This is a genomic window from Brevundimonas sp., assembly GCF_965227765.1.
GTDB lineage: Bacteria > Pseudomonadota > Alphaproteobacteria > Caulobacterales > Caulobacteraceae > Brevundimonas.
In genome coordinates this window covers 2,731,106-2,754,981 of sequence record NZ_OZ245778.1, presented here as the reverse complement: position 1 = coordinate 2,754,981, position 23,876 = coordinate 2,731,106, and the positions used below count along the sequence as shown (strand labels likewise).

General features: G+C 65.1%; 19 protein-coding genes. 11 read left to right on the top strand and 8 right to left on the bottom strand.

What is annotated here, in order from left to right; all coding sequences use genetic code 11:
- The first annotated feature begins 1 nt into the window (after nucleotide 1).
- The 5 genes from ACO05L_RS13120 (at nucleotide 2) to ACO05L_RS13100 (ending at nucleotide 6,716) form a co-directional block, all read left to right on the top strand.
- A complete protein-coding gene (locus tag ACO05L_RS13120) occupies nucleotides 2-790 on the top strand; it encodes a glucose 1-dehydrogenase (RefSeq protein WP_421729610.1) in 789 nt (262 codons plus the stop codon).
- 29 nt (nucleotides 791-819) lie between these two features.
- The gene (locus ACO05L_RS13115) at nucleotides 820-1,365 is read left to right on the top strand and encodes a VOC family protein (RefSeq protein ID WP_421729609.1); all 546 of its coding nucleotides are present in this window, start codon (nucleotides 820-822) and stop codon (nucleotides 1,363-1,365) included.
- A 116-nt stretch (nucleotides 1,366-1,481) separates the two neighbouring features.
- Nucleotides 1,482-2,579, top strand: coding sequence for a helix-turn-helix domain-containing protein (locus tag ACO05L_RS13110; protein ID WP_421729608.1), 1,098 nt, complete (start codon nucleotides 1,482-1,484; stop codon nucleotides 2,577-2,579).
- Between the two features lie 207 nt (nucleotides 2,580-2,786).
- Complete coding sequence (locus ACO05L_RS13105) at nucleotides 2,787-5,003, top strand: TonB-dependent receptor (protein ID WP_421729607.1); 2,217 nt, start codon at nucleotides 2,787-2,789, stop codon at nucleotides 5,001-5,003.
- Between the two features lie 72 nt (nucleotides 5,004-5,075).
- Nucleotides 5,076-6,716, top strand: coding sequence for an AMP-binding protein (locus ACO05L_RS13100; RefSeq protein WP_421729606.1), 1,641 nt, complete (start codon nucleotides 5,076-5,078; stop codon nucleotides 6,714-6,716).
- A gap of 81 nt (nucleotides 6,717-6,797) precedes the next feature.
- Here ACO05L_RS13100 and ACO05L_RS13095 read toward each other — a convergent pair whose 3' ends face one another.
- From ACO05L_RS13095 to ACO05L_RS13080, 4 genes are read right to left on the bottom strand one after another with little or no spacing between them, the layout of a single operon-like run.
- Nucleotides 6,798-7,262 (bottom strand): hypothetical protein, encoded by a 465-nt coding sequence (locus ACO05L_RS13095; protein ID WP_421729605.1) that lies wholly within the window; start codon nucleotides 7,260-7,262, stop codon nucleotides 6,798-6,800.
- Nucleotides 7,263-7,271: 9 nt separating this feature from the next.
- Nucleotides 7,272-7,841: a response regulator gene (locus ACO05L_RS13090; RefSeq protein ID WP_421729604.1), complete on the bottom strand. Its 570-nt coding sequence runs from the start codon at nucleotides 7,839-7,841 to the stop codon at nucleotides 7,272-7,274.
- Nucleotides 7,842-7,873: 32 nt separating this feature from the next.
- The gene (locus tag ACO05L_RS13085; RefSeq protein WP_421729603.1) at nucleotides 7,874-8,233 is read right to left on the bottom strand and encodes a hypothetical protein; all 360 of its coding nucleotides are present in this window, start codon (nucleotides 8,231-8,233) and stop codon (nucleotides 7,874-7,876) included.
- A 1-nt stretch (nucleotide 8,234) separates the two neighbouring features.
- The gene (locus ACO05L_RS13080; RefSeq protein ID WP_421729602.1) at nucleotides 8,235-8,621 is read right to left on the bottom strand and encodes a response regulator; all 387 of its coding nucleotides are present in this window, start codon (nucleotides 8,619-8,621) and stop codon (nucleotides 8,235-8,237) included.
- Nucleotides 8,622-8,937: 316 nt separating this feature from the next.
- Here ACO05L_RS13080 and ACO05L_RS13075 point away from each other — a divergent pair, with 316 nt between their 5' ends.
- The 3 genes from ACO05L_RS13075 to ACO05L_RS13065 all read left to right on the top strand — a co-directional run bounded on the left by ACO05L_RS13075 (nucleotide 8,938) and on the right by ACO05L_RS13065 (nucleotide 14,419).
- Nucleotides 8,938-11,910 (top strand): chemotaxis protein CheW, encoded by a 2,973-nt coding sequence (locus ACO05L_RS13075; protein WP_421729601.1) that lies wholly within the window; start codon nucleotides 8,938-8,940, stop codon nucleotides 11,908-11,910.
- Complete coding sequence (locus ACO05L_RS13070; protein ID WP_421729600.1) at nucleotides 11,907-12,389, top strand: chemotaxis protein CheW; 483 nt, start codon at nucleotides 11,907-11,909, stop codon at nucleotides 12,387-12,389. Before ACO05L_RS13075 ends, ACO05L_RS13070 begins: the two co-directional genes overlap by 4 nt.
- A gap of 62 nt (nucleotides 12,390-12,451) precedes the next feature.
- Nucleotides 12,452-14,419: a methyl-accepting chemotaxis protein gene (locus ACO05L_RS13065; protein ID WP_421729599.1), complete on the top strand. Its 1,968-nt coding sequence runs from the start codon at nucleotides 12,452-12,454 to the stop codon at nucleotides 14,417-14,419.
- Between the two features lie 86 nt (nucleotides 14,420-14,505).
- On the opposite strand, the gene ACO05L_RS13060 is transcribed toward ACO05L_RS13065, so the two are convergent.
- Nucleotides 14,506-15,339, bottom strand: coding sequence for a CheR family methyltransferase (locus ACO05L_RS13060; RefSeq protein ID WP_421729598.1), 834 nt, complete (start codon nucleotides 15,337-15,339; stop codon nucleotides 14,506-14,508).
- Nucleotides 15,336-16,442, bottom strand: a complete 1,107-nt coding sequence (locus ACO05L_RS13055; protein WP_421729597.1) for a protein-glutamate methylesterase/protein-glutamine glutaminase — start codon at nucleotides 16,440-16,442, stop codon at nucleotides 15,336-15,338. The genes ACO05L_RS13060 and ACO05L_RS13055 overlap by 4 nt, the downstream gene beginning before the upstream one ends.
- 264 nt (nucleotides 16,443-16,706) lie before the next feature.
- Between ACO05L_RS13055 and ACO05L_RS13050 the strand changes: the two genes are divergently transcribed.
- The 3 genes from ACO05L_RS13050 to agaR all read left to right on the top strand — a co-directional run bounded on the left by ACO05L_RS13050 (nucleotide 16,707) and on the right by agaR (nucleotide 20,766).
- Nucleotides 16,707-17,567, top strand: coding sequence for a BLUF domain-containing protein (locus ACO05L_RS13050; protein ID WP_421729596.1), 861 nt, complete (start codon nucleotides 16,707-16,709; stop codon nucleotides 17,565-17,567).
- A gap of 171 nt (nucleotides 17,568-17,738) precedes the next feature.
- Entirely contained in the window at nucleotides 17,739-19,778 is a 2,040-nt protein-coding gene (locus tag ACO05L_RS13045; RefSeq protein ID WP_421729595.1) for an ATP-binding protein, read from the top strand.
- Between the two features lie 193 nt (nucleotides 19,779-19,971).
- Nucleotides 19,972-20,766 carry a transcriptional repressor AgaR gene (gene agaR, locus ACO05L_RS13040; protein WP_421729594.1) on the top strand — a complete coding sequence of 265 codons (795 nt, stop codon included), beginning with the start codon at nucleotides 19,972-19,974 and terminating at the stop codon, nucleotides 20,764-20,766.
- A 22-nt stretch (nucleotides 20,767-20,788) separates the two neighbouring features.
- Here the strand turns inward: agaR and ACO05L_RS13035 are convergent, their stop codons facing one another.
- Nucleotides 20,789-22,720, bottom strand: coding sequence for an NPCBM/NEW2 domain-containing protein (locus tag ACO05L_RS13035; RefSeq protein ID WP_421729593.1), 1,932 nt, complete (start codon nucleotides 22,718-22,720; stop codon nucleotides 20,789-20,791).
- A 15-nt stretch (nucleotides 22,721-22,735) separates the two neighbouring features.
- Entirely contained in the window at nucleotides 22,736-23,845 is a 1,110-nt protein-coding gene (locus tag ACO05L_RS13030) for an amidohydrolase (RefSeq protein ID WP_421729592.1), read from the bottom strand.
- Between the last annotated feature and the right edge of the window lie 31 nt (nucleotides 23,846-23,876).

Genomic DNA, 23,876 nt, shown 5'->3' with positions numbered 1-23,876 from the left:
CATGACGGGACGGGTTGAGGGCAGGATCGCCCTGGTGACGGGTGCGGCGCAGGGCCTGGGCTTCGCCATCGCCAAACGGCTGGTGGAGGAAGGCGCTCAGGTCGTCATGACCGATATCAGCGAGGCGGCCGTGAAGGCGGCGGCCAAGGGTCTGGGCGCACACGCCATCGTTCAGGACGTCGCTTCCGAAGCCAGCTGGCTGAGCACCGTCGCCGAGGTTCAGACCCGATACGGCGGACTGCATATCCTGGTGAACAACGCCGGGATTGAGGGTGACATCACCGTACCCAAGGACCCGGAACAGGGACCGCTGGCCGACTGGAACCGCATCTTCGCCGTCAACAGCGCCGGCGTCTTTCTGGCCTGCAAACACGGCATCGCCCTGATGAAGACATCCGGCGGCGGGTCGGTGGTCAATATGTCGTCGGTGGCGTCGCTGGTCCCCACGCCCTTCCTGACTGCCTATGGTGCGGCCAAGGCCTCGGTCGAGCATCTGACCCGCTCGGTCGCGCTTCATTGCGCCCAGACCGGCACGAACATTCGCTGCAACTCGGTCCATCCGGGCCAGGTCAAGACGCCGATGCTGGACGAACTGTTCGCCCGTATGGGCGAGCAGCACGGCATGAGCGCCGAGGCCTTCGCCGCCGAGTTCCTGAAGAGCATCCCCATGGCCTCATTCCAGGACCCGGTCGATATCGCCAATCTGGTTCTGTTCCTTGTCTCCGACGAGGCTCGCTACGTGACCGGCCAGGCCATCGCCTGCGACGGCGGCTTCACCCTCGCGCACTGACAAACCCGCCTCTCTATAAGGACAAGCAGATGAAGAACTGGAGCTGGGGTCAGAGCCGTAGCGGCATCATCCAGATGGCCTATATCGTCGAGGACATCCGCACCGCCATGCCGGCGTTCACGCGCGACCTCGGCGTCGGCCCCTGGTTTGTGATCGAGCATTTCCCCTTCGACCGGCTCAGCTATCGGGGTGCGCCTTCGAACATCGACATTACCCTGTGCCTGGGGGCGTCGGGCGGCATGATGTACGAGCTGATCCAGCAGAATGATGACAACCCCAGCGTCTATCAGGAAGTCCGCGACGCGCGCGGTTGGGGCTTTCATCACTATGCCGTGGGGGTGGAGCCTTCGGGCTATGACGCCCTGCTGAAGGATCATGTCGCGCGGGGCGCCGAGATCGTGCTGGACGCCCAGGTCGGTGTCGGCGCCCGCGCCGCCTATGTCGATACGCGGGCCGAACTGCACGGCATGATCGAGGTGATCGAGATGACCTCCGGTGTTGAAGAGCTGTTCGGCGGCATTCATGCGGCATCGCTGAACTGGGACGGCTCGGACCCCATCCGCACCCTAGGCTAGTCACACCCTCACCGATCCGATTGAATAACGACTCAAGACCCGTTATAAATAAATCGAACGGTCGGACGGCCAATTCTCTGCGCAGACAGGGAAGGGCCTCGGAGGGGGAAATCGACATGGCGGCAGCCAGTTTCGCGTCAGCGCCATCGGCGGAGATGTTCGGCAAGGTGCTGACCTGTCTCAGTCCGTCTTCAATCTCGTCCAGCATCCTCGAGCCCTTGGCGGAAAGTCTTTCGGCCAGGAGCGGCGTCTATCTCCAGTTCGTGTCGACGCCGTGCGATCCCTATCATGTGGGAGGGGCACGCTATGTGGGCTCCAAACCCCAGGCGCTCGACGCCTACATGAATGGTTTGTACGAGCTGGATCCGATTGTCGGGCCCGCCATACGCAGCCCCGATGACGCCTTGTCCAAGGCCGGGGTTGCGACGATCACGTCGTTCGAGACCTATGGCGCGGACGGGGATCCCTATACCGAGACCTTTCTCAAGCGCTACGACATTGGCCATGTGCTGGCGATCGCCGTGCCGGTGGTGCTGGGCTTCGAGACACAATTGGTCTGCCTGGGGTTCCACCGTCGCTATGGCGAGGACCCGTTCGGCCCGGAACATCAGGCCTATTTTCAGCAGCTCCGACCGGCGCTCCAGTCGGTGTTCCAGTCGCTCGCCTGCCGCGAGGCCCTGGATATGTCGCGCGCCATCGTCGAGACGGCCGAGTGGCATGGCAAGGATTTCAGCTTCCTGATCCTCGATGAGGATCTGGCTGTCCGAAAAGCGGATGCCGGCCTGCCGGGCCGCGTCAGCGAGCAACGGTCGGGGTTGCTTGATCCCGCGGTGCTGGGCGACGTAAAGCAGAAGCTGCTGGTCGACCCGCCCAGCGTAGGCAGCCGCCGGACCATCACGATCAGCGACCGCACCGGCGCCGCTATGGAGATCGAACTGCGCGGGCTGCAGGCGGGCGGGTCCAAGACCTATTACCTCGTCACCACCAAACGCTCGGATCTCCGCCATTCGCTGGACAGCGCCTGTCACGGCTTCGGCTTTACTTCACGCGAGACTGAGATCGCGCGTCTCATCGCTGCGGGCAACCAGAACGCCGCCCTGGCGCGTGAACTGGGCATCTCGTTCCGCACGGTGGAGAACCATCTGCGGTCGATCTATCGTAAGTCTTCCGTCGGCAGCCGCACCCAGCTGGTCTCGCGCCTGCTGTCACTCTAGCGCTCTCTTTTAATCCAACTCTGAAACACCGTCCGGCGGAAGCGCTCGGCCGGCTGATCTCGGCTGCCCGCCATCAAGGGCTACGCAGAGGGTGAGTGGTTCCCGTTATATGAATACCGCATCGCCCCGATCATCATCCGCTTCGATAAAAATAACGGCACGAGCGATCTCGCAAATGCTTGTGCGAAATCATGGGATGAGTGATCGATGACAATAGACGCAAGAAAAACTCTCAAGTACGGCTGTGCAGTGGCTGCGCTCGCCGCCGCGACGCTCGCATTCGCGGCCCCCGCCATGGCCCAGGACGCCGCCGCCTCCGAGCGCGCCACCGACACCATCGAGGATATCGTCGTCACGGCGACGCGTCGTGAAGCCAATGTGCAGGACATCGGCATCGCCGTGACCGCCATCAGCGGCGAACAACTGACCCAGATGGGCGTGCGCGATTCCACGGATTTGGCCGCCGTCACTCCCGGCCTTCAGTTTACGGCGCCCGGTGGCTCGCCCGTGGCTGGCCTGATCTCGATCCGCGGCGTGTCCCAGAACGATTTCGCAGGCCATATCGAGCCAGCCAACGCCTTCTACGTCGACGAAGTCTATCAGCCGTCCAGCGCATCTAGCGTTCAGCAACTCTATGACCTCAGCCGCGTAGAGGTCCTGAAGGGGCCTCAGGGCACCCTGTTCGGTCGCAACGCCACGGGCGGCCTGATCCACGTCCTGACCAACCAGCCAAGCCAGGAGTTCGGCGGCTTTGTCGATCTGACGGCCGGCAGCTTCGACCAGCGCCGCGTCGAAGCGGCAGTCGGCGGCCCGTTGTCGGACACGGTCTCGGCGCGCCTTGCGGTGCTGAAGGACGAGCATGACGGCTATATCCGCAACTCGATCGGCCCTGACATCAACAACGACGACACCATCGCCGGCCGTCTGCAGGTCAAGATCACGCCGAGCGACGCCCTGACGATCAACCTCTTCGCCGACATCTACAAAATCCGGCCGGTCACCGCCGGGGGCGCCATGATCGTCGGCGCGGCGCCGGGTCCGGACGGTCTGGGCGTGCTTCTGCCGCCCGGTTCGCCGACAGGCTTCGGTTATGCAGACGCCGACGGCAATCCCTACACGGGCGCCTTCGACAGCCCTGGTCGTCTGCAGCGTGAGGCCAAGTCTTACGGCGCCAAGATCAGCTATGACATCGCTGGCCTGACGCTGTCCTCGATCACCAGCGTGCAGGAAGTCGAAGGCGAATACGCCGCCGACAACGATTATTCCCCCGTCGAGATCGGCGTCTTCATGCAGAACGGCGAGAGCCGTCACATCACGCAGGAACTCCGCCTGACGGAAGAAGACGGTGCGTTCCGCTGGACCGCCGGCGTCTATTATCTGAAGATCGAAGGCGACTATTTCCAGGGCTTCGACCTGACAGGCTTCGCCAGCTATCCGCGCGCCGATTACAGCGTGGACACCGAATCCTACTCGGCCTTCGGCCAGGTCGAATACGACATCTCCGACACGCTCAAGTTCACCGGCGGTCTGCGCATCACGCGCGACGAGAAGGACTATTCCTATCTGGAGACCTGCGACGGCCCGCTGTGCGCCTCGTTCATCGCGCCGGGTTCGCTGGCGGCCAACGGTCTGACCACCGACAACCACGACGAGACCGGCGTGTCGGGACGGCTCGCGCTCGACTGGCGGCCCAACGACGACACCCTGCTCTATGCCAGCATCAACCGGGGCTACAAGGCGTTCAACTATAACGCCGGCTTCGTCGGCCAGGCGCCCCTGTCGGGCTTCCGCTTCGACGGTGAAAACCTGATGGCCTATGAAGTGGGCGGCAAGTTCGACCTGCTGGACGGTCGCGTGCGCTTCAACGCCGCCGCCTTCTATTACGACTACGCCGACTATCAGGCATTCGACCAGCGCGGCTTCAACTTCACCCTGTTCAATACCGACGCCGAAATCTACGGCGCCGATATGGAGCTGACGGTGCGGCCCGGCGCCGGTTTCCAGCTCAAAGCCGGCCTGGCGCTGCTGGACACCAATGTCAGCAATGTGCCGATCGGCGGCAGCCTGGTTGATCGCATCGCGCCGCAGTCGCCTGACTATACTCTGGACCTGTCCGTCTCGAAGAACTTCGCCTTCGAGTTTGGCGACCTGGATATGTCGATCAACGCCAACTACACCGACGATTCCTACGCCCAACTCAGCAACGCCCCGGCGACGCTGATCCCCGGCGACTGGCTGGCCAATGCTCGCGTCAGCCTGACCAGCGTGGATGGTCGCTACGAGGTGGCGGTGTTCGTCAACAACCTGTTCGACGAAGCGCGCGAGACCTTCGCCTTCGACGTGTCCGGACCGCCGTTGGGAGGTTCGTATCGCACCTATGCCCTGCCTCGCTGGGTGGGTGTCTCGGTTCGCACGAACTTCTAGAGACCAGGTCGGCCGGGACATGACTGTGTCCCGGCCGATAGGCTTCCGTCACGACTTCTTCGAGCGGCGAACATGACGAAATTGTCCCATTCATTCGGCGCGGATCTGCCGGCGTTCACGCCCCGCACGATCGGTCAGGCTCTGGACGACACGGTCGCCCGCTTTGGCGATCAGGAGGCCGTCGTCGCGCCGTGGCAGGACGTTCGCTGGACCTGGCGTGAACTGGCCAGGCGTGTCGATGCTCTGGCCGGGGGGCTCGACGCCCTGGGGCTGGCGCCGGGCGACCGGGTCGGCATCCTGTCGCCCAACTGCGTCGAATGGGTGCTGACCCAGCTGGCGACTGCGCGACTGGGCCTGATCCTGGTGGCGATCAATCCGGCTTACCGGACCTATGAGCTGGGCCATGCCTTGAGGCTGTCGGGTGTGCGCGCCCTCGTCACAGCGGACCGCTTCCGCACCTCGGAATACCTGGGGATGCTGGCCGAGCTGGCGCCCGCCACGGCCGGGCATGACGCCGGACCGATCTTCGATCCAGGTCTGCCGGACCTGCGTTACGTGATTCAGATAGACGCGCCGAACCGCGCTTCGCGCCTCAGCTTTGCCGATCTGGCCGCATCGCAGCCGGCGACCGCTCGCATCGCGCTCAAGCCCGCCGATGCGATCAACATCCAGTTCACCAGCGGCACGACGGGCTCACCCAAGGGCGCGACCCTGAGCCATGCAAATTTGCTGCACAACGCCCAGACGACAGCGGCGGGCATGAGCCTCACCGCTGCCGACCGGCTGTGCATCCCGGTGCCCCTCTATCACTGTTTCGGCATGGTGCTGGGCGTTCTGGTCTGTCTGGTATCGGGCGCCGCCATGGTGTTTCCGGGCCAGGCCTTCGACGCCGGCACGGTGTTGAAGACTGTCAGAGATGAGCGCTGCACCGCCCTGCACGGCGTGCCGACCATGTTTATCGGCGTGCTCGAGCATCCCGATTTTGAAACCTATGACCTGTCCAGCCTGAGAACCGGCGTCATGGCCGGCGCGCCTTGCCCTCCGCCCGTGATGCGCCGCGTCATGGAGGCCATGCACATGACCGAGGTGACCATCGGGTACGGCATGACCGAGACCAGTCCGCTGAGCACCCAGACCCGCCCCGGCGCCGATCTGGAGACGCGCACGGAAACGGTCGGTCACGCCCTTCCTCAGGTCGAGGCCCGGATCGTCGACGAGGACGGCCATGTCGTGCCCGTCGGCACGCCCGGCGAATACTGCGCCCGCGGCCCCGGCGTCATGCTGGGCTACTGGAACCAGCCGGAAGCGACCAAGGCCTCGATCCGCGACGGCTGGATGCACTCCGGGGATCTGGCGACCATGGACGAGGACGGCCGCGTCCGCATCGTCGGGCGGATCAAGGACATGATTATCCGGGGCGGAGAGAACATCTATCCGGCCGAAGTCGAGGCCTTCCTGGTCACCCATCCGGCCGTCGCCGACGCCGCCGTATTCGGCGTGCCCGACGAGAAATACGGCGAACGGGTCTGCGCCTGGGTTCGTCTGCGCGACGACACAGCGCCTGAGGCCATCCTCGACTGGTGCCGGGGCAAGATCACCCACCACAAGATACCCTCGGCCCTGAGGATCGTCACTGAGTTCCCCATGACCGTCACCGGCAAGATCCAGAAGTTCGCCATGCGCGACGCCGAGGCGGAAGCCGTGCGGGGATAGCTCGAGGCCTCACCGCGTGAGGCCGAAGGCCGGGCCGCCGATTCCTGGGCCGCCGACGTCAGGTCTGTGTGGGCTGTGGCGTCATTCCGCCAGGCCGATCGACCGCCTCAGATCCAAAAGGTCGGCCACGATCCTGTGATCATCGTCACCCGACGAACTGGTCCAGTCGCCGACCAGCCGCAGGGCGCGCAGGTGGATGCACATCGCCTCTGTATGCCAGACCCCCAGTGTGACCAGGCCGTCCAGCATGACGCAGACACCCCGCGCGATGGCCGCCACGGCGTGTAGCCCGGCTGCGGCGGCGACCTCGGCGATGTCCAGTGCTGGCCCGCTGATGTCGCGGCACCCCGCGAACAGATCATCCTCGGATCGGTCGGCATAGGGGGTGATCTGAGCGATCCGTTCGCCCACGAAGGCGCGGATCTTATCGGCTAGCGCCAGAACGCGCCGATCTGCGTCTGCGATCAGGCTTTCATGTGATGGGCCGTCGGAGCGCAGGGCGCGGGCTAGGCGGTTCTCTGGCGTGAAGATGCGGACAGGCTGCATGGAGATTTCCTAGCCGAACAGGGCGGTGACATCGTCCTGGGACATGGCGCGGTTGAGGTCCCCGATCAGGGCCAGGGCGTCGGCGCGGCGCTCGGGCACATCGGGCGACAGGGGGGCGCTGCGGATGCGGCGGTCCGGTCCGCGATACCGAGCGGAATCGACGAACTCACGCGTGTCGCGGGCGATCCATTCGAGGCGGCTGAGCAGGATAGCGGGTACGACGGGCTTGCGGATGATCATGTTGGCGCCCGCATCGCGCGCATTCATGACCATGTCCTCTGGCGTGAAGCCGTGAAGGATGACGATCGGCGCGGTCTGATTGGGGGACATGGGATCTGAGCGGATGTGCCGCGCCAGATGCAGCCCGTCCTCGCCAGGCATGGCGTAGTCGATGAAGATGAGGTCGAACTTTTCGGCGGAGACCAGGCCGCGCGCCTCGGCGGCGGACAGACAGGTTCTGAGCCGCTGCAGATGAAACCCGGCCAGCACTTGGGACAGCAGGTCCAGCGACGCCTGATTGTCGTCCACCAGCAGAGCGCGGGACTTGCCCAGATTGAGGCGCGTCGCAGGGGGCGGCATATTTGAATCCTCTCTCTGCGGCGGGCGAAGGTTCAGAACCCCGACAGGATCCGGTCGGCGGCGGCCTGATCCAGACCCTGTCCGCTCAGGGCGGGACCATTCAGCAGGGAGGCTGCTGCCAGCGTAGGAGCGGGGGTCGGGGTCGGGGGTGCAGCCGCCGCGCCCTTTAGGGTGTCCGCCAGAGAGGTCAGGCGCTGACCCGTCAGATCCTGGAAAGCGCAGGCTTCGAGGATTTGCAGCAGGCCGGTTTCCAGCCGATGCGCCGCGCCGGCATCGACATCGCGCATGGCGGAGACGGCGCCCAGGCCGTCGGTCGCGGCGGTCAGGATGATGTCCACGGCGGCCTCCATCTCCTGGCGGATGGCGGCGATGATCTCCAAGGGGCCGCCCATGTCAGACCTCGCCCAGAACGGTGGTGAGCTTCTGTTTCAGCACCGCCAGGGTGAAGGGCTTGATGATGTAGTTGTTCACCCCGGCCTGACGGGCGGCGACGACGTTTTCGGTCTTGGCCTCGGCCGTGACCATGACGAAGGGAGTGTTGCGGGTCCGCGGATCGGCTCGCACCGCCTTCAGCAGGTCGAAGCCCGTCATGGGGGCCATGTTCCAGTCCGACAGGATCAGGCCGTAGTTGTTCTGTTGGATCTTCTCCAGGGCGGTGACGCCGTCGGTGGCGTCGTCGATGTTGCGGAAGCCCAGCTGCTCCAGCAGACCCCGGACGATGCGGATCATGGTCTTGTAATCGTCCACGACGAGAACGCTCATAGATTTATCGACTGCCATAAGAGCATTCTCGTTGAGTGACTGATTGAATGCATCAGCACCCAAGGTTGTTCGTGAAGTGGATAACAAATTGTGACCGAAGATCGGCGTCAAAATATAATGGACATGGGTAACAAAAATCGTCGAATACACCTGAGGTGTAGAAACATGATATGATTGGTCAAAAACATAACGGTCAAAGGTCCATGAATACATGACCTGCAATTGATCTAGATCAAACTAAACTATCATTATTCATTAATCGGCGTTCCGTATTTAACTGTTGTTAACCAGAAAAGCCGTTGCTCTCGCCCTAAGGTTCACGGGGATTGGGCGATTGGACGACCTGGTTGCAGACTTCATCGCCGAGACCCGCGAGGGCCTCGAGGCGCTCGACAGCGAACTCGTGCGCTTCGAACAGCAGCCGGATGACCCCGCCACGCTGAGCGGGATCTTTCGGCTCATCCACACCATCAAGGGCACCTGCGGTTTTCTGGGTCTGGTGCGGTTGCAGACGGTAGCGCACGCGGCAGAGAACGTGCTCGGCGCGTTCCGCGACGGTGTGTTGCCGGTGACGCCAGTTGCGGTTTCGGCTGTGCTGGAAACCGTCGACCTGATCCGCGCCCTGACCGACGCACTGGGCGCCACGGCGTCCGAACCGGAAGGCGACGACTCGGCTCTGATCGCTCGGCTGGAGGCTCTGCTGGAGGAAGGCGAGCCTGCCGCAGATGTGACGACCGGCTTGGCGCCCGCCATGGTCGCTGCAACGCAATCGGATGGCGATACGCGGCGCCTGATCGATCGGCTGGGCGGGGACGCCACCCTGGATGCGGCGGCTGAAGCGACGGTCGAGCGGTTGGCCTTGGATGGCGTCGTCGGCGCCCAGTTCCGGGACGCGGACCCGGACCGGCTTCAGGCCGCGATCCGCGACAGCCTGGGCTTGCTGGCGCGCAAGATGGAGCGGGGGCGGGCGCTTGTCACCGCACTGGCCCCCTTCGCCGAGACCAGACTGACGGCCGGGGAAATCCTCAGGGTCTTCGTCCTGATGGGCGAGGCCTTGGGCGCGCTGGACATCTCCGACGCCGCTGTCGACGATCTGGCGATGCTGGTCGATTGCGAGCCGGCCGAAGCTGTCGTCAGCCTGCCGACCGCTTCGATCGCCGCGGCCGACCCTGACATCGCCGTTCGTGTACCCATCGAGGCTCCGGCGATGAAGGGCGAGGTCGAGGCCTCGAGCCCGGCCCAGACCATCCGTGTCAGCGTCGATGCGTTGGAGCATCTGATGACCGTGGTCAGCGAGCTGGTGCTGATCCGCAATCAGCTGATCCAGACCCTGCGCCTGGAGCCTGAAAGCCCGTTCGCTGCGCCGCTCAACCGGCTGAACCAGGTCACCAGCGAACTGCAGGAAGGCGTGATGACCACGCGGATGCAGCCGATCAGCGGGGCCTGGGCCAAGCTGCCTCGACTGGTTCGCGACCTGGCCCAGGACCTGGGCAAGACCATCGACCTGGTCATGGTGGGCCAGGACACCGAACTGGATCGTCAGGTTCTGGAACTGATCAAGGACCCCCTGACCCACATGGTCCGCAATGCGGCGGACCACGGGCTGGAAACGCCGGCCCAGCGCATTGCGGCGGGCAAGCCGGAGATGGGGCGGATCACGCTTCAGGCGCGTCACGAAGGCGGCGCCATCGTCATCGAGATTTCCGACGACGGGCGCGGTCTGCCTGCCGAGAAACTGCGCGCGAAGGCGGTGTCGGCCGGGGTCATCACCGCGCTTCAGGCCGAGCATATGTCGGATGTCGAGGCGCGCCAGCTGATCTTCCTGCCCGGCCTGTCGACGGCGGCCGAGGTCACCTCGGTCTCGGGGCGCGGCGTTGGGATGGACGTCGTCCGCACCAATATCGAGAAGATCGGCGGGGTCATCGAACTGGCGTCCGTCGAGGGACGCGGCGCCTGTTTCACCATCCGCATTCCCCTGACCCTGACCATCGTCTCCGCCCTGATCGTGGAATGCTGCGGCGAGCGGTTCGCTATGCCCCAGTCCAGCCTGGTCGAACTGGTCAGCGCCAGCGACGGCTCTGGCCGGACCATCGAGTATATCGACGGGGTGGCGGTGCTGCGCCTGCGCGATCGACTGTTGCCCCTGGTGTCCCTCCAGGCCCTGCTGGCGCTGGAGCCGACGGGCGAGCCCTCGGCCGAGACCTGCATCATCGTGGCGCGCGTCGGCTCCTTCACCTTCGGCGTCATCGTGGACCGGGTGTTCGACACCGAGGAGATCGTGGTCAAGCCGGTCGCCAGCGTGCTGCGGCATCTGAAGCTGTATTCGGGCGCGACCATCCTGGGCGATGGATCGGTCATCCTGATCCTCGACCTGAAGGGGATTTCCGTCGAGACGGGCGCAGGGCAGGGGGCCGCGGGTCAGGGGCTGCTGGACGGAGAAGACCCCGAGGCCATGAGCAAGCAGCAGGCCGTGTCGGCCCTGCTGGTCTTCCGCGCCGCCAACGACACCCTGAAGGCCGCCCCCCTGGCCAATGTGTCGCGCATCGAAGAGGTGGCCGCCGCCCAGATCGAATGGATCGATGGCCGCAGCGTGATCCAGTATCGCGGACGGCTGATGCCGATCATCGGTCCCGACGCGGCAGCGGCGAACGCCTGGGAGGGGCCGGAACAGCGACCGCTGCTGGTCTTCACCCGTGACGACCGCTCCGTTGGCCTGCTGGTCAACGAGATCGTCGACATCGTCGAATGCGTGGTCGAGACGGACATGGCGCCCGCCGGGCCCGGCGCCCAGGGCGGACTGATCATCGGGGGCACGGCCACCGAGCTGATTGACGTCGCCTACTACTGGAACAAGGCCTTTCCCGAAGACGCTGAGATCGCGGCTGCGAGCGAGCCAACGCCAAGGCCCACGACAAGGGTTGGGCCTGTCGAAGCCACGCCAACTGCAGTCCCGACCCAGGGCCGTCGCCTGCTGCTGGTCGACCAGAGCCCGTTCTCGCAGCTTCTGCTTCGGCCTCTCCTGGCCCAGGCCGGCTATGAGGTGATTGTCGCCGAGGATCCGGTCGCGGCCCTCAGTCTCTATGAGGCGGGCGAGCAGTTTCAGCTCATCATGGCCGACACCTCCAGCCCCGAATGCGCCCGACAACTGGCGGCGACCCTGCACCGGGCGGAGGGGTGGCACCGCACGCCCCTGCTCAGTCTGGCGGTCCACAATACCCTGACCGCCGAGCCGACCGGCGGCATGGCCCACTCGACCCTGCTGGACGCGGTGTCCACCGCTATGGGCGAACTGAGGGGCGCAGCATGACCATCCGCGTCGAGAACGCCCTGGTGGCGACCGACTCATCGGACGGCCTGGTGTCGATCCGGGTCGGGGGACAGACTTTCGGCGTGCCTGTCCTGTCCGTCCAGGATGTCATCTCCGAGACCCCGATCAACCGCGTGCCCCTGGCTCCGCTCGAGGTCGCCGGATCTCTGAACCTGCGCGGTCGCATCGTCACCGCAGTGGATATGCGCCGCCGTCTGGGAATGCCGCCGAGAGCGCCAAGCGACCGCGCCATGAACGTCATCGTCGAGCACGGCGGCGAACTCTATGCCCTGGTCGTTGATGATGTCGGCGACGTGCTGTGGCTGGAACCCGCCGAGCACGAGCCCAGCCCCGTGACCCTGTCGCCCGAGTGGCGGGCCGTCTGCACCGGACTCTACCGGCTGGAGGGTGAGCTGCTGCTGGTCCTGAACATCGCCGAAGTCCTGACCCTGAGCGCCTCCGCGCCGCTCGCCGCCTGACCTCATTGTCTTCGATACATCCGCCGGCTGTCCGCTCGGCAAACCACTGGAAGGGACGCACAATGCCCACTGCCGCCGCTCTCAAGACGACTGAAGATTTTCCGGCCAATGACGAGATGCTGGAAGACTATCGGGGCCAGATCGACGCCATCCGCAAATCCCAGGCGGTGATCGAGTTCGCCCTCGACGGCACGATCCTGGACGCCAACGACAACTTCCTGAACGCTCTGGGCTATTCCCTGGTGGAGTTGCGTGGCCGTCATCACAGTCTGTTCGTCGATCCGGCCGAACAGGCCACCCCGGAATACCGGGCCTTCTGGGACCGGCTGGGGCGCGGCGAATACGACGCAGGCCAGTACCGCCGCATCGGCAAGGGCGGCCGCGAGGTATGGATCCAGGCCAGCTACAACCCGATCATGGGGCCGGGGGGCAAGCCCACCAAGGTGGTCAAATACGCCACCGACATCACTCGGATCGTGCAGGAACGTCAGGAGGGATTGAAGGTGCAGCGCGCCACCCAGACCCTGACCAGCTCGGTCATGATGGTCGATCGCGACCTGATCATCACCTACGCCAATGACAGCACCAAGGCGCTGCTGAGAAGCATCGCGCCCGAGGTCCGGCTGCTGTGGGCCGAGTTCGATCCCGAGCGGATCGTCGGCGCCTGCATCGACCGCTTCCACAAGGATCCGTCGCACCAGCGCCGTCTGCTCGCCGATCCGTCGCGAATGCCCTACAAGACCGACATCCGTCTGGGCGGTCTGGTGGTGCACCTGTGCGTCAACGCCACCTATGACGAGAACGGTGTCCACGTCGGCAACTCGCTGGAATGGGCCAATGTCACCGAGGTTCGCGCGTCCGAGGCGCTGAATACCGACCTGGCCAACCAGATGGCGGCGATCAGCAAGGCCCAGGCCGTCATCGAGTTCACCATGGACGGCCGGATCGTCACGGCCAACGCCAACTTCCTTAAGACGCTCGGCTATTCGCTGGAGGAAATCCAGGGCCAGCACCACAGCATGTTCGTGGCTCCGGCCGAGCGGAACACCGCCGAATATCGCGCCTTCTGGGACAAATTGAACCGAGGCGAGCATGATTCCAGCCAGTATCGACGCATCGCCAAGGACGGCGCAGAGATCTGGATTCAGGCCAGCTACAACCCGATCTGCGATGCGGCGGGCAAGCCCATGAAGGTGATGAAATACGCCTCCGACATCACGCCCCAGCGCAAGGTCGCCGAGCGGGTGAAAGAAATCTCCAACATCGTGTCGTCCGCCTCGACCGAGATGCGGGCGACCGCCGAGGCCATGGCCCATACGGCGGCCGAAGCCACGACCCAGGCCGCCGCCGTCGCCAGCGCCGCTCAGGTGGCGTCCAGCAATGTGCAGACAGTGTCTGCCGCAGGCGAGGAACTTTCGGCTTCGATCTCCGAGATCGCGCGTCAGGTGGCGGAATCGACAAACATCACCCAACGCGCCGTCGCCGAGACCGACACCACCAAGGCGGCCATCCAGACCCTGGCCGAGGCGGCCAAGAAGATCGGCAATGTCGTCACCCTGATCAACAACATCGCCGGCCAGACCAAGCTGCTGGCCCTGAACGCCACGATCGAGGCGGCGCGGGCCGGGGATGCGGGCAAGGGCTTCGCGGTGGTGGCCTCCGAGGTGAAGAGCCTCAGCGACCAGACGGCCAAGGCGACGCACGAAATCTCGTCCGAAGTGTCGGCCATGCAGGCGGCGACCAGCACCTCGGTCTCGGCCATTCAGGGCATTGCCGACACGATCGGCAAGGTCGCCGAGATCGCTTCGGCCATCGCCAGCGCGGTGGAGGAACAGTCGGCGGCGACCGGCGAGATTTCGGCCAACGTCACCGAGGCCGCCGCCAGCACCCAGGAGGTCTCCAGCAATATTCAGGGCCTGAACGAGGGCGTGTCCCAGACCAGCGCCGCCTCCGCCCAACTGCTCACCGCCTCGGGCGAGCTGGCGGTGCAGGCCGAGGCGCTGAGCCTGGAGATGGATGGGCTTCTGTAGCGGCGACCCCCAGAACGCCCGGCCCACGCCCGGCTCGCCATTTCGTCGGCGGGCCGGGCGTTTGCTTGTGCGCTAGGCTTTGTGAGTCAGGCTGAGCGCGAAGCGGCGCCGTCGGTGGGCCGATAGAGGCCGCGCAGGCCGGGGACGGGCTCCACCGCGCTAGACACGCCGAGCACGGTCTCGGCGCTGCCGAGCAGCAGGGATCCATCCGGCGCCATGGCCCGGCGGACGTGATCCAGGATTTGCCGTTTGGTCTCGATGTCGAAATAGATCAGCACATTGCGGCAGAAGACCACGTCGAAGACGCCCAGACCGGCCGAACCCTGCAACAGGTTGTGGGGGCGGAAACGGACCATCTGCTGAAGCGCCGGCGACACTCGCCAACCGTCCGTCTCGCGTTTGAACCAGCGCGTCTGGCGTTCTGGAGACAGCCCGCGATTGACCTCGAAGTCGTTGTACAGACCTGTCGAGGCCTTGCGCAGGATGGGCTCCGACATATCCGTGGCCAGGATGTCCAGCTTCCAGCCTGCCAGTTTCGGACCCATCTCCTTCAGGATCATGGCGACGGAATAGGGCTCCTGGCCGCTGGAACAGGCGGCGCACCAGATGCGCAGAGATCGCTGCGTCTGGCGCGCGGCGATCAGCGGCGGCAGCACCGCGTTGGCCAGTTGCTCGAACGGCGCGGTGTCGCGGAAGAAATAGGATTCATGGGTCGCCATCACGTCGACCGCCTGCTGCACCAGGGCGTCCGATGCGCCGGCGCGTAACAACGCCAGCAGGTTCTCGACCGTGCCCAAGCCTTCTGCGCGCGCGAGGGGCGCCAGGCGGCTGGAGACGAGATAGGCCTTCTCTGGCGTCAGAACGAGGCCGGACTTCTGGCGGATCAGGCGGCAGAAATGATCGTAATCCGGGCTGGTCATGCCGAAGCTCCGTTCGTGGGCGCGCTGCAGACCCGGCGGACCCATGGACCGATCTGGTCGAGGGGCAGGATGCCGTCGGCGAGGCCGGTATGGGCTGCGGCGCCCGGCATGCCCCAGACGACGCTGGAGGCCTCGTCCTGAACCACGAAATGACCGCCGGCCCGCGACAGAGCCTCGCAGCCCTTCGCGCCATCCGACCCCATGCCGGTCAGGATCAGGCCCAGGGCGGCGGAGCCAAAGACCTGGGCTGCGGTGCGGAAAAGGGGATCGACGGCCGGGCGGCAGAAATTCTCTGGCGGGTCCTGGTTCAGGCGCAGGATCGGCAAGGCGCCCAGGCGGCCCACGGTCATGTGCCAACCGCCCGGTGCGATGTAGCAATGACCCGGCTTAATCCGGTCGCCGTCCTTCGCCTCGGCGCAGGGCCGATCGCCGGCGCGCGTCAACTGGTCGGCCAGCAGCGCGGTGAAGGTGGGCGGCATATGCTGGGTCAGCAGGATCGGCTGATCCACCGCTCCCTTCAGCGCCCCGAACAGCTTCAGCAGGGCCGGTGGCCCCCCGGTTGAGGCTCCGATCAGCAGGACGTTCGGGCGAGTGCGGGGCGAGCGCGTCAGGGGTGGGGCGGGGGGCGTCGCGGGCGAGGACGTCGCCGCGACCGGAGTTCGAACGACCGCCCTGGGTCGCGTGGCCGCCAGGGCCCTGACCTTGGCCGCCAGTTCATGGCGGAAACCCTCGGCCGCCCCAAGGCCTGTCTCGGGCTTGGCCACATAGTCGCTGGCCCCCAGATGCAGCGCCTTCATGCTGATCTCGGCGTTTCTACGGGTCAGTGTCGAGGCCATGATGACCCGGATCGCGGGATAGCGGACGACGATCTGGCTGAGCGCGGTCAAGCCGTCCATGACCGGCATCTCGATGTCCAGAACGACGACGTCGACTTCTCGTCGGGCCAGTTCCGCCAGGGCCAGTTCGCCATTGGCGGCGGTAGCGACGACGCCGATTCCGGCCTCGGCATTCAACTGGCGGGAGATAAGTCCCCGAACCACAGCGGAATCGTCCACTACCAGCACCCGAATATCTGTCGGTCGGGCCGGATCGTACTGCGTCATCTGACCTCTATCAAAGCAGGCTGGTTCGTTTGAATGCATGCCTAATCGATATTGCGTCATGCTTTTCAATCAGGATTCGGTCTATCGGGCCTGTCATAATGATCTATATCAGAGGATAGACTGAGTAATTTTGTATAAACATCGTAGACCTAATATAGTACTTTTGTACTAGATGTATTCGAGTAGCGCATCGGGGGTGTTTATTGTGCACCTGCGGTGGGAAAGTTTGTACCTAGAGTGTAATTCTTGCCCGGAGTTCAAGCGATGCAATCCAATTTGTCTGGCCTTTCAGGCGAGCAGATCCGGGCCGCCAGAGCGCTTGCGCGGATCGATCAGGCCGATCTGGCCAAGCGGTGCGGCCTCAGCCTGGAAACCATCAAACGATTGGAGCGTATCCGCGGGCCCGTGGACGCCAACAGCAGGACTCTGCGCGCCCTGTTCGAGGTGTTCTCGGCCATGGGGGTGTCATTCGACCAGTCTGGCGCGGGTGCTGTCGGAGTCTCTCTTGCGCCGAGCGCGGCTGCGGTCGCCGTCGTCGCCGCGCGTGAGGCGCCACGGCGGGCCGAAGCTCGGTCCAGTGGCGGCTTTCATCGGCTGATCTATTGCAGCAGCGCGGCCGAGCACCAGCCGCGGCCCATCCACGAACTGCTGGAGCACCTCGACGAGTCCGGCCAGCGCAGAAAAAACATTCTGGACATCACAGGCATCATGTACGCCCACGATGGCCGGTTCCTGAGCGTCCTCGAAGGACCGAAGGAAAAGGTGATGCAGGTCTATGGCGCGATCGCGTGCGACCGCCGCCATACCGCCTTGTCGGTTCTCAGCGATCAACCGACGCCCGTGCGCCAGTTTGCGGATTGGAGCGTGTCGTGCGGCCGGTTCGAGTCCGATGCCACGGTGGTCGGCAACGAGCCCTCGCTTCGCGACGGTTTTCGGCCCGAGACCCTGTCCCCTTCGGCTGCGCTGGGGCTGCTCAGCGTCATGCGTGATCTCCAGCAATTCTCGCCGCGCAACGGCCTGTCCAGTCGCAGTCCCTGTCCTCTCGCCGCGGAGTGTTTCGACACCTTCTGTTCGCGCGGCGCGGTGGTGACCGAGGAGACGGGGTCTGCCGAAGCTTGGGTGTGACAGAATGTCACACCTGCGGGCCGATTAGGCCTGCGGTGCAAGGCGTCTTACCTCACGCGTCGTGATGGCGCCCCTTGCCGCCACGCCTTGCACCCTCTGCCCGATAAGCCCTTCGCGCGACCAAGCTTCACCGTTTGACGGAGGCGCAAATCGCTTCACGCGACAGATCGCATGCAACAGCGGGTGGGTATCGACGTGGACGGAACGGGTCGGAGACCACCCTTCAGCGGCGCGCCGTCGGTCGGGCGCGAAGAGTTGCTGTGGCGCCTCAAGCGGACGCAGTCCCTGGCCCAGATGGGAAGCTGGGATCTCGATCTCCGCACCCGGGCGCTGGTCTGGTCCGACGAGACCTTCAACCTGTTCGGCCTGCCGACAGATCCGCTGGGCGTCAGTTTCGCGGGCTTTCTGGACCGGGTTCATCCCGAGGACCGAGCCATGCTCGGGGAGGCCATAGAGCGCGCCGCCGAACAGGGCGTCGGCTTCGAGATCGAGCACCGCATCTTCTGGCCGGATGACGAGGTGCGCCTCCTGCGCGCCTATGCCGAGGTCGAGTGCGACCCGACCGGGGCGCCGCTGCGCCTGCGCGGCATTGTTCATGACGTCACCCGAATGCGGGCCGTCGAACGTTCCGCCACGCGCAATCGCGACCTGCTGTCCGGGATGTTCCGCATCTCTCCTGAAGCCATCCTTGTGGTCAATGCGGCGGGCCGGGTGGTGATCTTCAGCGCGGGCGCCGAAGCCGTGTTCGGGTATGCCGCTTACGAGATCGTCGGCAAGACTATCGAGCATTTGATGCCTGAGCGGTTTCGGCACACCCATGCCCACCACGTCGCCCGGTTTGCCGCAGGCCCCCACGACAACCTGCAGATGGCCCAGCGAACGCCTGTTCAGGGGCTGCGCAAGGATGGAGTGGAGATTCCCATCGCCGCTTCCCTGGCCCGCATCGTGGCTGGCGGCGAGACCCTGTTCACCATCATCGTGCGCGACCTGACCGAGCGCTATGAGACCGAGACCTCCCTGATTCAGGCTCGCGATCGCGCCGAACAGGCCAGCCGGGCGAAGTCGGACTTCCTGGCCAACATGAGCCATGAACTGCGCACGCCGCTGAACGGCATCCTGGGCGTGGCCGAGGCCTTGGCCAGTTCGACCGCTGATCCTCGGCAGAGGGAAATGGTCGATCTGATCGCCGTCTCCGCCCGCGCCCTTGAAGTCCTGCTGACCGATATCCTCGATCTGGCCCAGATCGAGGCCGGGCGGATGGAGATCCAGCAACGGCCATTCGACCTCGGCGCCATGGTGCGCAACGTCGCGGCCCTGTTCAGCACCGGCGCACGCAACAAGGGCCTGTCGTTTGAACTGGACCTGGCCGAGGCGGCTTGTTCGCGCTTCATCGGCGACGAGAATCGGCTGCGTCAGGTCCTGAACAACCTGCTCAGCAATGCGGTGAAATTCACCGATGCCGGTCATGTGACCCTGTCGGTCGAGGTCGATCATGGCGACATCCCCAGGATCCGGTTCGCCGTCCGCGATGCCGGAATAGGCTTTGACGCAGAGACCGGCGAGCGCCTGTTCAATCGGTTCGAACAGGCCGACAGTTCGATCACCCGCCGGTTCGGCGGCACCGGCCTGGGCCTGTCGATCTGCAAGGTCCTGGTCGAGGGCATGGGCGGGACGATCCGGGCCCGATCCCGGCTGGGCGAAGGCGCGACCTTTTTGTTCGAGGTGCCGCTGGCGGTGGCCGAACCGGAGGGCGCGCCGCCCTCAGCCGAACAGGATGTCTGGACGGCCTCGGTCGAGAGACCGCTGCGCATTCTGCTGGCCGAGGATCACCCGGCAAATCGGCGAGTCATCGACTTCATTCTGGAACCTCTGGGCGTCGATCTGTGCAGCGTCGAAAATGGTGAGGAGGCCGTCGCCGAAGCGGCCGCTAGGGACTTCGATCTGATCCTGATGGATATGCAGATGCCGGTCATGGACGGGTTGGAGGCCGTGCGGCGCATCCGCGACGAAGAACGGGTCGCGGGGCGAGAGCGCGCGACGATCTATATGCTGACGGCCAACGCCCTGCCTCAGTTCCAGCAGATGGCGCAGGAGGCCGGCGCCGACGCCTTTCTGACAAAGCCCATCAGCGCATCCGCCCTGATCGCCAAGGTGATAACCCTGGGCAATGGCTCCTCGCTGTTGAATGACGACGGGCAGGGCCATGTCTGACCGCCTAACGGCTGACAGGGCTGGGCTTTCGTTTTGTATCTAGACTGAAACCGCCAAGGCCTTACCCTGCCTCCAAACGACGTTTTCCCGACGTCTTCCCTCGATGATTCAACGGGGCGAGGCGTCAGGGTCTGAGCGTTGAACTTTATACCGAAATCGGCGCACGGCTGGGATCGGTCAAGGAGATTGGGTTATGGCGGATGGCTCCCGTGTGGTGACTCGCGACACGTCCGAGCGGCGGCGCGAAATCACGACCATGATCCGCACGCGCGGCAGTGTTCAGGTCGCCAGCCTTGCCGAGATGTTCAACGTGTCTATGCAGACCATCCGCAAGGACCTGCACTATCTCGAGGAGCACGGCGTCGCGACGCGGGCCTATGGCGGCGCCATCTCTTCGGAGGTGGTGAACGCCCATGTCGAACCGGCCATCGAGACCAAGCGGGTCAGCCACACAGAGGCCAAGGAGCGGATCGGCAAGCTGGCGGCCGGCATGGTCAATCCAGGCGATTCCATCATGCTGGACTCGGGCACGACGACGCTGCAGATCGCCCGGTTTCTGCCCGACCACGAAGACCTGACCGTCGTCACCAACGACTTCGACGTGCTCAGCGTCCTGAACCAGAAGCGCAAGATCAAGATCGTCATGCTGGGCGGTGAACTGCGCCGCCGGAACATGGCCTTCTATGGCGCCCAGACCGTGGCGGCCCTGGGCGAGCTCTTGCTCGACAAGCTGTTCCTGGGTGTGGACGGGCTGGATATCGAGCGCGGTATCACGACCCACCACGACGCCGAAGCGCAGCTGAACCGCAAGATGGTCGAGACGGCGCGCGAGGTCATCGCCGTCGGCGACGCCTCGAAATTCGGCAAGGTCTGCCTGCACCGCATCATCGACCTGGGTGATCTCGACGCCCTGATCACCGACACCGAGGCGCCAGCCTATATGGACGAAGCGGCCGAGCGGCTGGGCGTCAGGCTGTTCAAGGCCTGACGCCGTTTGAGGCTCGCGGGCTTCAGCGACGCAGGGCCGCGTCGCCCAGGGTGACGACCAGAGGCAGGTCGCTGTCCATGTCTTCCGAGCGGGCGACGATCTCGACGATCGACACGCCCGCGATGTCTGCGGTCAGGGCCAGGGGCGCATCGCCAAAGCCCATGGCGGGCGTCTGGGCCAGCAGCCTGCCGTCGCCATAGACCGAGAAGCCGACCCGGTCCTTCAGGTTGCGGGTGGAATCGTCCACCCCGACCTTGGCTTCGAACTGGGTGTAGCCCGCGTTGCGCACTTCCAGACGCGAGTTGGTCAGGATGCCGATGCCGGTGTCGAAGCCCTGGCCGCCGACGCGCAGCGCCTGGTCATAGGGGGTGGCGTCGGCCTGGGCGCCGCCCCAGCCGGTGTAGGTCGGCCGCTCGCCCGAGCCGCGCGTCTCGCCCCAGGCGTTGCGCATGCGGTGCACAACCGGATCGGGCTCGGGCGCGATGACGCCATCGGCCGCCACGTTCACGCTGCCGGGCATCTCGGACAGATAGAGGCCGTCATCCAGCAGCCGGGCGCCCGAGGCCTCGAACACCAGGGTCTGCCGCGGCTCCAGGGCGAAGGTCTGTTCGCCGGTGAAGGTGGAGGCCGTCTTGTCCCACAGGTTCTGCAGGGCGACGGGCGCATCGTCGGCGAACTTCAGTTGCGCCGCGGTCAGGGTCACGTCGGTCGCACCCATAACGCGGTTGAACAGGGCCACGGCCTTCTTGCCGGTCGACAGGGTCTTGACGATGATCTGCACGTCGTCGGAGGCGTAGGCGAGGACCGCCTGGTTGCCGGCGGGGTCCTGGTTCAGCCGTACGATGTCGGCATTGCCCCAGATGTCCATCAGGCTCTGCGGCGCCTGGCGCAGGTCATAGCTGATCAGCAGGGGCGCATTGATCATGGCCCACAGGCTGAAGTGGGACTTGGCCTCGGTCAGGTGGTCGGCGTCGAACTCGCCATGGCCGACGAACAGGATGTCGGGATCGTTCCAGGCGCCCGGCTTGGCGTAGAGGGCGCGGGTCGAGGCGCTGTCGAAATTGTGCAGCATCCGCGTCCAGGTCGGGGTGATGTCGCCGCTGGTGCGCCACATGTGGCCCACGTCCTTGCCCCAGGTCCGCACGTCGGCCGAGCCCCAGTTGCACAGCGCCAGGATATAGTCGCCGTCGGGATTATGGATCTCCAGGGCCTGGGCCACCTCGGCATAGAGGGCGCGCACGGCGGCGATGTCGGTGCGGTTGATCGCGGCCTGGTCGATCAGCGGCTCCACGCCCGTGTAGGCGTAGTCGCGCACGATGTCGGTGTCGGGGCCGTAGACATTGATGCCGCAGGCGTCGACCTTGATGTAGTCGAAGCCCCACTCCTGGAAATACAGGCCGATGTCCTGATCGACATGGCCCTGCAGACCCACCTCGCGCTCGGCCGTCGTGCCTTCGGGCAGGTTGGGCGAATGCAGGTCATAGGCCTGGGAACAGGCGTTGCGGCCGATGTCGGTATAGATGCCGGCCTTCAGGCCCATGGCGTGGATCGCATCCGTGTAGGGGCGGAAGCTGGAGTCCTGGCCCTCGATCGCCGCCGACGGGAAGATGCCGGTGCGGATCTGCAGCCGCCCGTCCGTCTGGCGCCGCTTCAGCCACCAGCCGTCGTCGATGTTGACGTAGGTATAGCCCAGGGCGCTCAGGCCGCTGTCGACCATGGCGCGGGCGGCGCCCAGCACCTTGGCCTCGTCGACCTCGGTGCGGAAGGCGTTCCACGAGTTCCAGCCCATCGGCGGGGTCTGGGCCTGCGACCGCTCCGGGATCGACCAGCGACCCGTCGCCGTCAGGACATCCGCCTGCGAACCCGCCTGCTGCGAACCCGTCTGGGCCAGGACGGGGGATGAGAAGGCGAGCAGGCCGCCGACAGCGACGGACGCCAGGAGCGATCGGATCATCAGGCGACCTTTCGGTTAGTCGGCGCTGCGGGCGAGGAATTCGCGACGCGCGTTGGCGTAGTAGATCTTGTCGATCACCGACCTGGGCAGGGCCAGCCCGCGCGCATCGGCGTCGATGTCATCGACGCGGCGGCTCTCGCCCGTCGCCAGGTATTTCCAGTCGTTGGTCCAGTACTCATGCGCGACCTGGCGGAACTCCTGCACATCCTCGTTGGGGTTGAGGGTCAGGTCGGTGCCGTAGAGGATGCGGTCCTGGTACTTGATGAAGAAGTCGCGGACCCGGTCGTAGTCGCGGACCGACTGGTACTGGATCTGGGCCATGCGCGCGGCCAGTTCGACCACGGCGTTGGGGTTGGCGTCGAGGAAGGCGGCGACGCGGTCGACGTTCCATTCTAGGCTGGCCATGTGAGCCCCGACGAAGCGCAGGTTGCGATGGGCGGCGACGGCGGCGTCGCGCTTGGCCATCAGGCTCTCGTAGCTGGGCATCTCCGGGTGCAGGTACATGTGGTATTCGGGGTGGGCGCTGAAATAGAGCCGGTCGTTCTCGGTCGTCATCTGCTCGAACGGCAGCCAGCAGTTATGCGGCTCGGCCTGGTGGGCGATCAGGGGGATGTTCAGCTCGGCCAGATGGTCGAAGACCGGATCGAATCCCTTGTCGTCGATGAAGATCAGCTCGCCAGCGGCGTCGCGTTCGACCATGCCGATGTTCTTCCAGACCTTCACGCCCACGGCGCCCTGCTGGAATTCGGCGTCGAGGGCGGCGTTGGTCGCCTGTGCCCAATCGTCGCTGCCGAAGCCCTTCATCGAGAAGGTGGTCGCATAGTGGAAATGCGCCGGGTCCTGGGCGATGAAGTGGTGGGCGGCGTCGGCCTGATCCTTGATCGAGGGGAAGGCCGGATAGTCGACGTTGATCGACAGGACCTCGAAATTGTCGGCGACGGCCTGATCCATGAAGGCGCTGTCGGTCACGTTGACGTGGACGTGAGCATCGAACTTCCGCACCGTGGCGAAATCGGCCAGGCTATAGGTGTCGGCGTCCTGCGCAGCGCAGGCGGTCAGTGGGACCGAGGTCAGCAAGACCAAGGGCGCCACGAAGGTGAGCAGCAGGTTTCTGTTGAGGCTCATGGTCACTTCCATTTCCCTTCGAAACACTCAA

Excerpts from the sequence above, each read along its gene's own strand:
- ACO05L_RS13060 (WP_421729598.1), bottom strand. The coding sequence starts at position 15,339 with ATGACCAGCCCGGATTACGATCATTTCTGCCGCCTGATCCGCCAGAAG.
- ACO05L_RS13105 (WP_421729607.1), top strand. The coding sequence starts at position 2,787 with ATGACAATAGACGCAAGAAAAACTCTCAAGTACGGCTGTGCAGTGGCT.
- ACO05L_RS13045 (WP_421729595.1), top strand. The coding sequence starts at position 17,739 with ATGCAACAGCGGGTGGGTATCGACGTGGACGGAACGGGTCGGAGACCA.
- ACO05L_RS13030 (WP_421729592.1), bottom strand. The coding sequence starts at position 23,845 with ATGAGCCTCAACAGAAACCTGCTGCTCACCTTCGTGGCGCCCTTGGTC.
- ACO05L_RS13095 (WP_421729605.1), bottom strand. The coding sequence starts at position 7,262 with ATGCAGCCTGTCCGCATCTTCACGCCAGAGAACCGCCTAGCCCGCGCC.
- ACO05L_RS13120 (WP_421729610.1), top strand. The coding sequence starts at position 2 with ATGACGGGACGGGTTGAGGGCAGGATCGCCCTGGTGACGGGTGCGGCG.
- ACO05L_RS13080 (WP_421729602.1), bottom strand. The coding sequence starts at position 8,621 with ATGGCAGTCGATAAATCTATGAGCGTTCTCGTCGTGGACGATTACAAG.
- ACO05L_RS13065 (WP_421729599.1), top strand. The coding sequence starts at position 12,452 with ATGCCCACTGCCGCCGCTCTCAAGACGACTGAAGATTTTCCGGCCAAT.
- ACO05L_RS13110 (WP_421729608.1), top strand. The coding sequence starts at position 1,482 with ATGGCGGCAGCCAGTTTCGCGTCAGCGCCATCGGCGGAGATGTTCGGC.
- ACO05L_RS13070 (WP_421729600.1), top strand. The coding sequence starts at position 11,907 with ATGACCATCCGCGTCGAGAACGCCCTGGTGGCGACCGACTCATCGGAC.
- ACO05L_RS13035 (WP_421729593.1), bottom strand. The coding sequence starts at position 22,720 with ATGATCCGATCGCTCCTGGCGTCCGTCGCTGTCGGCGGCCTGCTCGCC.
- ACO05L_RS13090 (WP_421729604.1), bottom strand. The coding sequence starts at position 7,841 with ATGCCGCCCCCTGCGACGCGCCTCAATCTGGGCAAGTCCCGCGCTCTG.
- ACO05L_RS13085 (WP_421729603.1), bottom strand. The coding sequence starts at position 8,233 with ATGGGCGGCCCCTTGGAGATCATCGCCGCCATCCGCCAGGAGATGGAG.
- agaR (WP_421729594.1), top strand. The coding sequence starts at position 19,972 with ATGGCGGATGGCTCCCGTGTGGTGACTCGCGACACGTCCGAGCGGCGG.
- ACO05L_RS13115 (WP_421729609.1), top strand. The coding sequence starts at position 820 with ATGAAGAACTGGAGCTGGGGTCAGAGCCGTAGCGGCATCATCCAGATG.
- ACO05L_RS13055 (WP_421729597.1), bottom strand. The coding sequence starts at position 16,442 with ATGACGCAGTACGATCCGGCCCGACCGACAGATATTCGGGTGCTGGTA.
- ACO05L_RS13100 (WP_421729606.1), top strand. The coding sequence starts at position 5,076 with ATGACGAAATTGTCCCATTCATTCGGCGCGGATCTGCCGGCGTTCACG.
- ACO05L_RS13050 (WP_421729596.1), top strand. The coding sequence starts at position 16,707 with ATGCAATCCAATTTGTCTGGCCTTTCAGGCGAGCAGATCCGGGCCGCC.